Origin of the sequence: Streptomyces purpureus (genome assembly GCF_014648195.1) — a bacterium.
In the GTDB taxonomy this organism is placed as follows: domain Bacteria; phylum Actinomycetota; class Actinomycetes; order Streptomycetales; family Streptomycetaceae; genus Streptomyces; species Streptomyces purpureus.
This window is the reverse complement of sequence record NZ_BMQQ01000046.1, coordinates 21338-33570: the sequence shown is the minus strand read 5'-3', so window position 1 is coordinate 33570 and position 12233 is coordinate 21338. Positions and strand designations below refer to the sequence as shown.

The following is a 12233-nucleotide window of genomic DNA, read 5'->3' as shown; positions in this document are numbered from 1 at the left end:
GCCGCGCCTCGGCGGTCAGGGCCGCCCCCCGACCGCTACAGCAGCTGCTTCAGCGACTCCGCCAGCTGGTCCCAGCGCCACTTCTCCTCGACCCACTCCCGGCCCCGCTCGCCCATGCGGCGGCGCAGTTCCGGGTCCTGGAGCAGGGTGACGATCCGGTCGGCCGCGTCCTCGGGGACGCCGCCGCGGACCACCCAGCCCGTTTCGCCGTCGAGGACCGCGTCGGGGGCGCCGCCCGAGTCGCCGGCGACGACCGGGAGGCCGGTCGCGGAGGCCTCCAGGTAGACGATGCCGAGGCCCTCGACGTCCAGGCCGCCCCGGCGGGTGCGGCACGGCATGGCGAAGACGTCACCGGCGCCGTAGTGCGCGGGCAGCTCGTCCCACGGGACCGCGCCCGTGAAGCGTACGGATCCGGCCACGCCCGTCTCGGCGGCGAGCTTGCGCAGGTCGGCCTCGTAGGGGCCGCCGCCGACGATCAGCAGCACCGCGTCAGGCACGTGCCGCAGGATCCGCGGCAGGGCGCGGATCAGGGTGTCCTGGCCCTTGCGCGGCACCAGCCGCGAGACGCAGACGACCACCGGCCGGTCGGCCAGGCCGAGCCGTTCGCGGACCAGGTCGCCGCCCGACGCGGGATGGAAGGTCTTCTCGTCGACGCCCGGCGGCAGCTGCACCATGCGCCCCGCCGCCTCCGGCGTGAGCGCGGCGGCGATGCGCGAGCGGGTGTACTCGCCGAGGTACGTGATGGTGTCCGTGCCCTCGCCGATCCGGCGCAGCAGCTGCCGCGCGGCGGGCAGCTGCGCCCAGCCGGCCTCGTGCCCGTGGGTCGTGGCGACCAGCCGCCGCGCCCCTGCCCTGCGCAGGGCGGGGGCCATCAGGCCGAGGGGCGCTGCGGCGCCGAACCAGACCGACGTACAGTCGTGCTCGCGCAGCAACGCGGCCGCGCGCCGGGTGACACGTGGGGTGGGAAGCAGCATGGTCGTACGGTCACGGACAACCGTGAAGGGCTGTTCCGCGTCGAACTCTGCGGTGGCGCGGACGCCCTCGCGGTCGCGCTTCCAGGTGGAGGCGTAGACGACGATCCGCTCGGGGTCCAGGCGCAGTGCCATGTTGTGCAGGAAAGCCTGGATGCCGCCGGGACGTGGCGGGAAGTCGTTGGTTACGATCAAGGTCTTGTGCATCGCACCGCCGACAGTACCGAACGGCTCGGCCTGATGGCCCGGGCACAACCCGCCCCGGCGTCAGGACCGCCGCGAACACGGCCCCACCAGGGCCGCAGACACGGATGAAAAGGACGAGGTAGGTATGACCGGCGCAACGGGCACAAGATACCCAGTCGCGGTGTGGATTCTCACCCGGGCCATCCTGCTCCTGTGCGTCTTCAAGGTCCTGGTCGTCCCCGGCCCCGACGTCACCAGTGACATTTCGGTGATCTACCAGGGCTGGTACGAGGTGCTGAAGACCGGCACGTACCCCCTGGACGACGTCACCTGGCAGTACCCGCCGGCCGCGGCCGCCGCGGTCCTCTCCCCCGGTCTGCTGCCCTTCCTCGACTACGCCTCGGCCTTCTTCGTCCTGGCGTTCCTGTGCGACACGGTGGTCTTCGGGCTGCTGATGTGGACGGCGCGCCGGCCGGGCCGTTCGATGAGCGGGGCCTGGATCTGGATCGTGGGTGTGCCGCTGCTCGGCCCGACCTCCTACGCCCGCTACGACCTGATGGTCACGGCCGTCGCCGTGGCGGGCCTGCTCGCCGCCGGGCGCAGCCCGCGTGTGCTGGGCTTCCTCTCCGGCGTCGGCGCGATGCTGAAGGTCTGGCCCGTACTGCTGCTCGCGGGCACCCCGCGCGGCCGGGCCACGCTGCGCTCCTGGTCGACGGCGGCGGGGACGGCGGCCGGGCTGCTGCTCCTGTGCACCGCCGCGATGCCGGGCGCGCTGGCGTTCCTGACCTTCCAGAAGGACAGGGGCACCGAGGTGGAGTCGCTCGGCTCGCTGGTCTTCCATGTGGCGAGGCACTTCGGCTGGGAGGGGCAGGTGCTGCTGAACTACGGTTCGGTGGAGTTCCTCGGCCCCTATGTGCCGCTGGTCAGCAAGATCGCCCTGGCGCTGACGGTGGCGGCCTTCGGCTGGCTGCTGCTGTGGCGGATCAAGGCGCGTGAGTTCGGGCCGACGACGGTGTGCGACGCCGCGTTCGTGGCCGTGCTGCTGTTCACCACGACGAGCCGGGTGATCAGTCCGCAGTACATGATCTGGCTGGTCGGGGTGGCGGCGGTGTGTCTGGTCTTCCGCTCCAGCCGGATGCGGCGGCCGGCCCATCTGGTGGTGGCCGCGACGGCGGTGACCCAGTTCGAGTTCCCGGTCTGGTTCTCGCACGTGGTGGACAGCGACCCGCTGGGTCTCGCGCTGCTGCTGGTACGCAACGGTCTGCTGGTCGCCGCGTCGCTGTCGGCCTGCCGGGTGCTGTGGCGGCAGACGGTCACTGAGCCTCGGCTGCGCGAGCTGCTGCCCGTGCAGACCGCCCGGGGCAAGACCCTCGTCGGCTCCTGATCCTGCCAGCCGCGTCGGGGCCTCAGCGCCCCAGCCGCTCCCGTACGTACTGCCGCCAGTCGGCGGTGAACCGCTCCGGGGTCGTCGACAGGACCGTGTCCATGGCCTTCTCCACGGCGCCCGCCCTGCTCGGGTGGGCGCCGACCGCGCGGTAGAAGGCGGCCAGCTTCGGCTCGCCCCAGCGCTCGGCGATCAGCTCGCAGGCCAGCCAGCCGCCCTCGTAGGCGCGGGCCAGGGCGTCCGCGTTCCCGGTGAAGGAGAAGTCGGCGTCCTCGGGGAGCGCGGCGGGCGCGGCGCCCGAGTGGACCGCGTCATGGAGTTCGGGGGCGGTCTCGGCGGCCGTACGGGCCGAGTCGCGGTAGGCGACCCAGTCGGCGAAGCCCTCCGAGAGCCACATCGGGGTCGAGGCGGAGGTGTACGCGCGCGTGGCGACGTGCGTTGTCTCGTGGGTGAGGACGATCCGCTGCCCGTACTCCCCCAGCACGCCGTACGCCTCGGGGTTGACGATCACCCGGTCCGCGGGGGCATCGGGTCCGCCGCCGCTCTCGCCGGTGGTGACGGCGGCGATGCCGCGGTAGCCGGCCGCGGGGGCGCCCAGCAGGCCGCCCATGGCGTCGACGGAGGCCGGGACCAGGACGACCAGGCGCCCGGCCCAGCGCTCGGGCCAGCCCGCGGAGACCGCGGGCACCGCCGTGTCCGCCGTCGCCGCGATGGCGCGCAGCCGCTCCACGGACTGCCCGACGCCCATGACGATGCTGCGCTCGCCCTGGACGACCCGGACGGGACCCTGCTGCCACAGCTGCTGCGGGGTGTGCTCGCCGGGCCGGTCCTCGCTCACGTACCAGCGGCCGTCGCGCTCGGTCAGCTCCAGCACGCGCGCGTGGGTCACGGCGCCGCTGTCGTGGCCGCGGATCCGGTAGCTCAGGTCCACGCGGGCGGTGGCCCGGCCCTCCTCGCCCCGCTCCAGGCCGGTGAGCCGGTACGACCAGGAGCTCAGTGGCACGTCCGCGAGGTTGGCCAGCTCGGTGCGGGCGGCCGCCCGCAGCGCCGTCGCGGCCGGGTCGAGGGCGGCGAGATGGGCGTCGGTGTCATGGGCGAGGACCGCGGCGGCGCGCCGGTCGAGCAGCGCCTGGACCTCCGGGGCCGCGGCGTCCGTCGGCGCCGCAGCCGGGGCGGCGCAGCCCCCGGCAAGGGCGAGCAGCAGGCACAGGCATACGACGAGCCACCGGCCCACCGCTCCTCGCCCCGCTTCCGCCACGCCTCAGATCGTACGGTCAGCGGCTCAGACGCGGGTCACGGTCGCCCCGGGCATCATGCCGACGGGGTCGTAGCGGACGGCCGCGCCGGGGTAGGGCGCGTGGATCACCTGGCCGTTGCCGGCGTACATCCCGACGTGGCTGGCGTCGCTGCGGTACGTCACGAGGTCGCCGGGCCGCGCCTCGGAGAGCGGCACCTGGCGTCCGGCGTACCGCTGGGCCTGGGAGGTGCGCGGGAGCCCGACCCCGGCCTGCCGGTAGGACCACACCATCAGACCCGAGCAGTCGAACCCGGACGGTCCGGTGGAGCCCCACACATAGGGCTTGCCGATGGCCTGGCGGGCCGCCATCAGGGCCGCCAGGCCTCGCGCGGAGGCGGCGGGCGAGTCGGAGAGCGGGGGCAGCACCCCGTCCCGGCCGGAGCGGGAGGCCCGGTCGAACTCCTCGCGCTCACCGTCCGGCAGGGCGTTGAGCAGCCGCCGGGCCTCGGCGAGCTTGCGCTCGACGGTGCGCTTGTGGCGGGCGACGGCGGCGCGGCTGCGCTCCAGTTCGGCGAGGGTGCGCCCGGCCTCCGTCCGCTGCTGGCCCAGCCGACGCTGTTCCTCGCGCAGTTCCTGCAGCTGGCCGGTCTGCCGGGCGGTGATCCGGTCGAGGACGGCGGCCTTGTCGAGGTAGTCGTCGGGGTCGGCGGTGAGCAGGAGCACGAGCGCCGGGTCGATGCCGCCGGAGCGGTACTGGGCGCCGGCGACCGCGCCGAGGGCGCCGCGCATCCGGTTGATCCGCTCCTGGCCGCGGGCCAGCCGGTCCTGGGCGCGGTCCACCTGGGCGCGCAGCTGGTCCGCCCGCTCGTCGGCCTGGTTGAACCGCTCGGTGGCCTTCTCGGCCTCCTCGAAGAGCCGGTCGACACCGGCCCTGGTCGGCTCGGGGGTGTCCTGGGGGTCGGCGCTCGCGGGGACGGCGCCGAGGGCCGCGGCGGCGGTGACGGCCGCGGCGGACAGGACGGTGACCTTCGCGCTCCGGGTCTGACCCGGTTGCGCGGAACGGCGGTGGGACGCCACGGACCGCGCTCCCTTCAGCTGTACGCAGACTGGCGCGGCAGACAGTAGCCGCCCGCCAGGGCGTCACCAACGAAGGCCGGGGGCGCGAACAGTGGCGCCCCGCCGGAGATCACAAGGTCACCGGCGGGGCGCGACGTCAGTTCAGGGTGCGGCAATTCGCCCGTTCGGGCGTCAATTCCGGCGTGGCAGGTGTACGCCGCCGCCACCTGGTCAGGTGCGTCAGATGCGCACACCGAACTGGAACGTGCCCATGTAGTTCATGGACTCGTAGCGGACCGACGCACCGGGCTTTGGCGCGTGGAGGATGGTGTTGTTGCCCGCGTACAGACCCACGTGCGAAAGGCCGTTGAAGAAGACCAGGTCGCCGGGCTTGAGCTGGCTGCGGCCGATCTTCACACCGTCGTTCTGCTGGGTGTAGGTGGTGCGGGTGAGCTGGACGCCGGCCTGGCGGTAGGCCCACTGCGTCAGACCCGAACAGTCGTAGGAGTTGGGGCCCTCGGCACCGGAGACGTACGGCTTGCCGATCTGGGTGGCGGCGGCGCCGAGGGCGACACGGCCGCGCTCCGAGGCGGGGGCTTCGTCGCCGAGCTCGACCCGGTCACCGGCGTCGCGGCTGGCGCGCTGCTCGGCGTCGCGCATCTTGGCGCGCTCCTCGGCGGTCAGGGTGTTGAGCAGCTTCTGCGCCTCGGCCAGCTTGCCCTGGAACTTCTTCTTCTTCTCGCCGAGCGTCTTGCGGACCTCTTCGAGGTCGGCGAGTTTCGCGGTGGCCTCGGCGCGCTGCTGGGCGAGAGCGCGCTGCTTGGCCTGGATCGACTGGAGGACCTCGGTCTGCTTGGCGCCGATCTGGTCGATCGCGGACGCCTTGTCGAGGTAGCTGTCCGGGTCGGAGGAGAGGAAGAGCTGGATCGCCGGGTCGATGCCGCCGGAGCGGTACTGGGCGCTGGCCACCGAACCGATGCTGTCCCGCAGGTCGTTGAGCTCGGCCTGGCCGCGCGCGACCTTGTCCTGGAGGGCGCCGATCTCCTTCTGCAGGGTGCCGCGGCGCTCCTCGGCGAGGTTGTACTGCTCCGTGGCCTCCTCGGCCTCGTGGTGGAGCTTGTCGACCTTGGACTTGACCTCGTCCTTGCTCGGCTTGGGGGCGGCCTGCGCGCCGGACTGGGCAGTGAGGGCCACGGCCGCGGCGGCGGTCACGGTGAGCACGGTCACACGGGTGCGGCTCGGCTGCTTGGGACGACGGTGGGACGCCACGAAGGCGAGCTCCTTCTTCCTCAGCCGCCGACCGGGTGATGGGTCTGTGCCCCGGCTCCGCGCATCGCGTCCGGCACCCCCCGTGAAAACCGGGCCGAACTGCACGAATTAGGCGGTTCCTTCACTGCCATCCCCGATGGATGATCAACCGCGCGAAGGTTCGAGGCCTGACCCTAGTGACCATCTTGTGATCAGTTCAAATCCTCATGAGAAAAATCTCGCCCACGCGCCACTTAATTTACGCAGGACACACAGGCAGTAGTGAGCAATTGACGGTGGGTTCTGTCACTCCCGTATCAATTCGGGCATGTGGAACAGGAGTTACGAGGAGCGCGAAAGGCGCTTCAGCAACAAAGCGGACGCGACCGGCCTGGCCCCCGCCTTCGCGACCCCGTCGGCCACCTCGCGGTCGGTGGAGACCACCACGACCGGCCGGCCCGGCGGCTCCGCCCGTACCAGCTGACGGATCAACTCGTCGGCCGTCACACCCGGCTTGGAGAACAGCACCCGCACCCCGCGCGGCGGCGCGAGCAGCACCGGAGCCGCCAGCTCCGCCCCGTCGAAGACGCAGGTGACCTCGGCGCCCGTACGGGCCGCCAGCGCGGAGAGCCCGCCAAGGAGACGCAGCCGCTGCTTCTCCAGCGGCATCGTCGGATAGCCGGTCTTGGTGACGTTGTAGCCGTCCACGACCAGATGCGCCTGCGGCAGCGCGAGGAGCTGGTCGAGCAGGGCCGGGTCGGTCTCGGACAGGGCACGCGCGGCGATGTCCTTCGGTGTCATCCGCCCCGGCTCGACCGCGTCGACCGTGTCCGCCGGATGGACCGAGACCGGCGGCAGCGCGAGCTCCCGGCGCAGCCCCTGGGCTGCGTCGAGGACGGTGTCAAGGAGCAGCCGCAGCCGCATGTCCTCCACCGAGCGCCCCTCACGGGCGGCGCGGCGGCTGGCCTCCAGCGCCGCCTCGGTCTCACCGAGCCGGGCCTTGAGGCGGCGCGTCTCGCTCTCGGCCGCCGACACATGGGCGGCCGCCTCCGCCCTGATGCCGTCGATCTCCCCCCGCGTACGGCGCAGGGCGGCCTCGCCGCGCTTCACATCACTCAGCGCGCTGCGCAGCTTGCGCTGGAGCGACTCGGCCTCCTTGCGGGCCGCCTCCAGCTCCGTACGCAGCTGTTCGTTCTCGGTCCTGGTCAGCGCCCTGGCCTCGGCAAGCTCGGCGCGCAGCCGCTCCACCTCACGCCGGCCCGCCTCGTCGGCGCGCTCGGCGTCGGCCCGCTGGGCCTCCTCGCCCGCCGCGCCGACCAGCTTGACCCAGCCCGCGGGACGCAGCACATAGGCGAGCGCGGCGACGTCGACGGGGTCGGCGGCGGCCGGGGGCGCGCCGGACTCGACGGCCCCGGCCAGCTCCGGCTGCGACTCCTTGAGCCGCTCGGCGATCCGCTGGCGGAACAGCGGATCGCTCTCCAGGGCGGCCGCCATCGCGTTGCCCGCGAACTTGGCGCGCCGGGAAGGGGTGAAGCGGGCGTACTGCCGCAGCGGAGCGGGCAGCTCGGCGACGGTCAGGCCGCCGAACGCGTCCGAGACCAGCGCGACGACCCGCCGCCGCACACCGTCCGGCAGCGGATGGTCGAGCGCCTCGGCGGCGTCGGCGGTGCCGCCGGCCGGCTCTTCACCGCGGTCCGGCTGCTCCACGATCCGTCACCCCACTACCCGTTCCACGCCCTCGCGGGCCTTGCGGGCCGCCCGCTCCTCGTCAGGAGGCGCTGCCCGGCCTGTCCACCAGCTCGATCTGGTCCACCGCGTTGCACCAGCGGCACCGGACCGACTCGATCGTCTCACTGACGACCTCGCGCTCCTCCACCTTCGGCTCTCCCGCGAGGTCCAGATGGACGTACTCGACCACCTTGGACGAGCGGGTCACATCAAAACGCGTCAGGTTCCCGCAGAGCGTGCAGCGCCAGCGGGTCTGGTCGGTCGGCAGGGGAACCGTCGTCATCGTGCCGTCCTCTTTCGTCGTGCGTCGTGCCGTGTGCGGATGCCGCGGTGCGCCGTCGAACTGCGGATGTACTGCCCGTAACCCTACGGCCTCGCAGGTCCCCGATGTCGCGGCGAGGCACTCTGTCCCGGTCGGTCCGTTTACGCCATGATCTGATCATGAACGGCTGGCGAGGCACCGACGGACGCGGTATCGACTGGCGGCGCGTGGCCAGGGCCGCGAGAGACGCGCCGGCCGTCACCTACGGCGTGATCGCCGTCTGCTGTCTGATCTTCGTCCTCGGCCCGGCATCGGGACTGAATCCGTCGTACGGCACCGGCGACGAGCTGCTGGCCGCGCAGGACGCGTACTTCCGGCGCTGGGGCGTGATCCCGGCCGAGCTGACGGCCGGCGACCGGGACGCCCTGCCGACCCCGTTCACCGCGCTGTTCGTGCACGGCAACTGGCTGCATCTGCTCGGCAACATGCTCTTCCTCTACGTCTTCGGCGCGATGACGGAGGAGCGTCTCGGGGCCGTGCAGTTCGCCCTCTTCTACGTGGGCTGCGGCTACCTGGCCCTGCTGGTGTACGCGGCGGTGCACGCCCACTCCGAGCAGACCCTGGTGGGGGCGTCCGGGGCGATCTCGGCGGTGCTCGGCGCGTTCCTGTACCTCTTCCCCCGAGCCCGGGTGACCAGCCTCTACCCGTTCCTGCTCTTCCTGCCGCTGCGTTTCCCCGCCTGGATCGTGCTGGCCTTCTGGTTCGTGCTCCAGTGGCTGGCGGCCCGCAGCGCGGGGCCGGGGCCTGGCGTGGCGTATCTCGCGCACCTGGTGGGGTTCGGGGCCGGGTTCCTCTACGTCTGGGGGCGCTACCACCGGCGTAGAGTGAGGGTCCCAGCCGCGGCGACCGAGGGAGAAAGCCAGCCGTGATCACCGCGATCGTGCTCATCAAGACCAGCGTGGACCGCATCCCCGAGATCGCCGAGTCCATCGCGGCGCTGGACAGCGTCAGCGAGGTGTTCTCCGTCACCGGTACGTACGACCTGATCGCCATGGTGCGGGTGGCCCGCCACGACGATCTGGCCGACGTCATCCCGGGCATGATCAGCAAGATCCCGGGCGTGGAGGCCACGGACACGCATGTCGCGTTCCGCACCTACTCCCAGCACGACCTGGAGGCCGCGTTCGCGATCGGCCTGGAGTCCTAAGACGCCATCCGGCGGGCGGCTCCGGGCCGCCCGCTCAGCCCCGGTCGGGCACGCAACGCCCTTCCTCCGTGCGGTACTTCCACTGCGCGCCGTTGCGTACGAGCTCCTTGACGGCGTGGACGAACCGCTCCACGTGCTCGTCCGGGGTGCCCGCGCCGAAGCTCACCCGGATCGCGTTGAGCGACTTCTCGCCGGGCGCCGCCTCCGGCGCTCCGCACTCGCCCTGGGTCTGCGGGTCGCTGCCGAGCAGGGTACGGACGAGCGGGTGGGCGCAGAAGAGGCCGTCGCGGACGCCGATGCCGTACTCGGCGGAGAGCGCGGCGGCGAAGTGGGAGCTGTTCCAGCCCTCGACGACGAACGAGATGACACCGACGCGGGGCGCGTCGTCGCCGAACAGGGAGAGGACCTTCACCTCGGGGACCTCCGCGAGGCCTGCCCTGACCGTGCGGATGAGGTGCCGCTCACGCGCGACGAGGGTGTCGAACCCGGCCTCGGTCAGCGCCTTGCAGGCGGAGGCGATGGCGTACACACCGATGACGTTCGGCGAACCGGCCTCGTGCCGGGCCGCGGTGGTGTGCCACTCCACGTCCACACCACCGTCGGCCCGGCGAGCGACCTTGCGGGAGGCGCCGCCGCCCGCGAGGTACGGTTCGGCGTCCTGGAGCCAGTCGGCGCGTCCGGCGAGGACTCCGGAGCCGAACGGCGCGTACAGCTTGTGACCCGAGAAGGCGACCCAGTCGACGTCCAACTCCCGGACGGAGACGGGGTGGTGGGGCGCCAGCTGGGCGGCGTCGAGGACGATCCGGGCGCCGTGGGCGTGGGCGGCCTGGGCGAGTTCCCTCACCGGCCACAGTTCACCGGTGACGTTGCTCGCTCCGGTGACACAGACCAGCGCGGGGCCGTACGGGTCCCGGTCGGCGAGCGCCCGCTCCAGCGTCCGCACGGCCTCGCCCGGGGTCCGCGGGGCGTTGAGGTAGGTGACGCGGGCGTCCTGCCAGGGCAGCAGCGAGGCGTGGTGCTCGGTCTCGAAGACGAAGACCTCGCAGCCGGCGGGAACCGCGGCGGCCAGCAGGTTCAGCGAGTCGGTGGTCGAGCGGGTGAAGACGACCTGGTCGCCGGGGCGGCAGTCGAGGAACTCGGCGACGGTCGCGCGGCTGTTCTCGAAGAGGTCGGTGGAGAGCTGGGAGAGGTACCCGGCGCCGCGGTGCACGCTGCCGTAGTACGGGGCGTAGGCGGCGACGTCGTCCCACACCCGCTTCAGGGCCGGGGCGCTGGCGGCGTAGTCGAGCGCGGCGTAGGTGACCTCGCCGCCGGTGACCAGCGGGACGGTGACCTCGCTGCCGAGTACGGGCAGCGGGGCGCCGCAGCAGGGGTCGGCGGAGTCGGTGGCACAGGACTCGGCGGCGGAGGCGGTGGCGGTGTTCGGGTACGCGGACATGGCGGTATCTCCCGGCAGACGAGGGGCAGCGAAGGGCCCGCAGGGCAGCGCGAAACGGGGTGCCTCGTACGGGTGGTGCCTCAACACACGGAAACCGTGCGGAGGATGGGAAAATGGGGCCGACGGGCCCTAGCGCATTCGCTTGCTCACGAGACTGCTCCCTTGAGGACCAAGGACCCCAGGGCCGCACACGTTCGACGCGTGCAGGGGTCCGCGCTTGCCGTGGACCTTGCTGTCCACGACCTGGTCTTCACCCGGGGCACCCCGCCACGGACGGAGGGTTGCCGGACAGCCAGCCGGGGCCTTAATGGCTGTCACTCATGACCTGAAGAGAACGTATGACACGTGATCGTGGACGCGCAACCCCGTTCCGGATACCGGAACGGGGTCGCGCGCGGGGTCACGCGTTGCTGGCCGTCACCCAGCGTTCCAGCGCCCGGCGGGCCTGGCCCGAGTCGATGGACTCGGCCGCCTTCGCCATTCCGGCCCTGATCTGCGCCACGAGCGGCTCGTCCGTCGGCGCCAAAGCGACCAGCGCCGCAGCCGAGTTGAGCAGTACCGCGTCCCGTACGGGCCCGGTCTCGCCGGCGAGCAGCCGACGGGCCACATCGGCGTTGTAGGAGGCGTCGGCGCCGCGCAGCGCCTCGACGGGGACCAGTTCGATGCCGACGTCCCGCGGGTCGAAACTCTCCTCGCGGACGCTGCCGTCCCGGACCACCCATACGTGTGAGGTGGCGGTGGTCGTCAGCTCGTCGAGGCCGTCGTCGCCACGGAAGACCAGGGCGGAGGAGCCGCGCTCGGCCAGGACCCCGGCGAGGATGGGCGCCATCCGGGCGTCGGCGACACCGGTGGCCTGGGCCCTGACCTGGGCGGGGTTGGTGAGCGGCCCGAGGAAGTTGAAGGTGGTGCGGATGCCGAGTTCCTTGCGGGCCGCGGCGACATGGCGGAGCGCGGGATGGAAGGTCACCGCGAAACAGAAGGTGACGCCGGCTTCCTCGGCGACCTCGGCGACCCGCTTCGGGGTGAGCCGCAGGTTGACGCCGAGCTTCTCCAGGACGTCGGAGGCACCGCTCGCACTGGACGCGGCGCGGTTGCCGTGCTTGACGACCTTGGCACCCGTGCCGGCGACGACGATCGCCGACATGGTGGAGATGTTGACCGTCTTCGCGCCGTCGCCACCGGTGCCGACGATGTCCACCGACGGGCCGGGGACCTCGATGAGGTTGGCGTGCGCGTACATGGTCCGTACGAGACCGGAGATCTCCTCGACCGTCTCGCCCTTGGCTCGCAGGGCCACCGCGAACCCGGCGATCTGGGCGTCGGTGGCCTCGCCCCGCAGGATCTTGTCCATCGCCCAGGCGGTGTCCTCGGCGCTCAGGTCGCGCCCGCTCAGCAGACCGTCCAGGACGGAGGGCCAGGAGCGGCCCGCCGCGGTGTCGCTCCCCCACGCTCCGCTGGGGGACCCCCCAGCGGGGTTCACAGCGCTCATGGTCGCTCCTGGTTCGTCGGTGTGAAG

Annotated in this window: 11 protein-coding genes and 1 riboswitch; of the genes, 3 read left to right on the top strand and 8 right to left on the bottom strand. The window is 72.4% G+C overall.

Annotation, left to right across the window (positions count from 1 at the left end; genetic code table 11):
• Positions 1-35: 35 nt before the first annotated feature.
• A complete protein-coding gene (locus tag IEZ01_RS32825) occupies positions 36-1178 on the bottom strand; it encodes a glycosyltransferase family 4 protein (RefSeq protein WP_189205390.1) in 1143 nt (380 codons plus the stop codon).
• Between the two features lie 124 nt (positions 1179-1302).
• On the opposite strand from IEZ01_RS32825, the gene IEZ01_RS32820 reads away from it, so the two are divergent.
• Positions 1303-2541 (top strand): glycosyltransferase 87 family protein, encoded by a 1239-nt coding sequence (locus tag IEZ01_RS32820; RefSeq protein ID WP_028797435.1) that lies wholly within the window; start codon positions 1303-1305, stop codon positions 2539-2541.
• 22 nt (positions 2542-2563) lie between these two features.
• Here the strand turns inward: IEZ01_RS32820 and IEZ01_RS32815 are convergent, their stop codons facing one another.
• The 5 genes from IEZ01_RS32815 to IEZ01_RS32795 all read right to left on the bottom strand — a co-directional run bounded on the left by IEZ01_RS32815 (position 2564) and on the right by IEZ01_RS32795 (position 8093).
• Positions 2564-3799: a hypothetical protein gene (locus tag IEZ01_RS32815; RefSeq protein ID WP_373287708.1), complete on the bottom strand. Its 1236-nt coding sequence runs from the start codon at positions 3797-3799 to the stop codon at positions 2564-2566.
• 24 nt (positions 3800-3823) lie between these two features.
• Positions 3824-4855, bottom strand: coding sequence for a C40 family peptidase (locus tag IEZ01_RS32810; RefSeq protein WP_189205388.1), 1032 nt, complete (start codon positions 4853-4855; stop codon positions 3824-3826).
• A 219-nt stretch (positions 4856-5074) separates the two neighbouring features.
• Entirely contained in the window at positions 5075-6103 is a 1029-nt protein-coding gene (locus tag IEZ01_RS32805; protein ID WP_019885598.1) for a C40 family peptidase, read from the bottom strand.
• A 321-nt stretch (positions 6104-6424) separates the two neighbouring features.
• Entirely contained in the window at positions 6425-7789 is a 1365-nt protein-coding gene (locus IEZ01_RS32800) for an NYN domain-containing protein (RefSeq protein WP_373287707.1), read from the bottom strand.
• Between the two features lie 61 nt (positions 7790-7850).
• Positions 7851-8093 carry a hypothetical protein gene (locus tag IEZ01_RS32795; protein ID WP_019885600.1) on the bottom strand — a complete coding sequence of 81 codons (243 nt, stop codon included), beginning with the start codon at positions 8091-8093 and terminating at the stop codon, positions 7851-7853.
• Positions 8094-8251: 158 nt separating this feature from the next.
• On the opposite strand from IEZ01_RS32795, the gene IEZ01_RS32790 reads away from it, so the two are divergent.
• Positions 8252-9001 (top strand): rhomboid family intramembrane serine protease, encoded by a 750-nt coding sequence (locus tag IEZ01_RS32790; RefSeq protein WP_189205386.1) that lies wholly within the window; start codon positions 8252-8254, stop codon positions 8999-9001.
• Positions 8998-9279, top strand: a complete 282-nt coding sequence (locus tag IEZ01_RS32785; RefSeq protein WP_019885602.1) for an Lrp/AsnC family transcriptional regulator — start codon at positions 8998-9000, stop codon at positions 9277-9279. The genes IEZ01_RS32790 and IEZ01_RS32785 overlap by 4 nt, the downstream gene beginning before the upstream one ends.
• Positions 9280-9313: 34 nt before the next feature.
• Here the strand turns inward: IEZ01_RS32785 and IEZ01_RS32780 are convergent, their stop codons facing one another.
• Both IEZ01_RS32780 and trpD read right to left on the bottom strand, forming a co-directional pair.
• Entirely contained in the window at positions 9314-10717 is a 1404-nt protein-coding gene (locus IEZ01_RS32780) for an aminotransferase class V-fold PLP-dependent enzyme (RefSeq protein ID WP_189205384.1), read from the bottom strand.
• A 208-nt stretch (positions 10718-10925) separates the two neighbouring features.
• Positions 10926-11043: riboswitch (SAM riboswitch) on the bottom strand.
• Between the two features lie 74 nt (positions 11044-11117).
• Positions 11118-12206 (bottom strand): anthranilate phosphoribosyltransferase, encoded by a 1089-nt coding sequence (gene trpD, locus IEZ01_RS32775; RefSeq protein WP_189205382.1) that lies wholly within the window; start codon positions 12204-12206, stop codon positions 11118-11120.
• Positions 12207-12233 lie beyond the last annotated feature (27 nt).

Coding starts and splice junctions, on each gene's coding strand:
- IEZ01_RS32825 (WP_189205390.1), bottom strand. CDS start 1,178: ATGCACAAGACCTTGATCGTAACCAACGACTTCCCGCCACGTCCCGGC.
- IEZ01_RS32820 (WP_028797435.1), top strand. CDS start 1,303: ATGACCGGCGCAACGGGCACAAGATACCCAGTCGCGGTGTGGATTCTC.
- IEZ01_RS32795 (WP_019885600.1), bottom strand. CDS start 8,093: ATGACGACGGTTCCCCTGCCGACCGACCAGACCCGCTGGCGCTGCACG.
- IEZ01_RS32790 (WP_189205386.1), top strand. CDS start 8,252: ATGAACGGCTGGCGAGGCACCGACGGACGCGGTATCGACTGGCGGCGC.
- IEZ01_RS32780 (WP_189205384.1), bottom strand. CDS start 10,717: ATGTCCGCGTACCCGAACACCGCCACCGCCTCCGCCGCCGAGTCCTGT.
- trpD (WP_189205382.1), bottom strand. CDS start 12,206: ATGAGCGCTGTGAACCCCGCTGGGGGGTCCCCCAGCGGAGCGTGGGGG.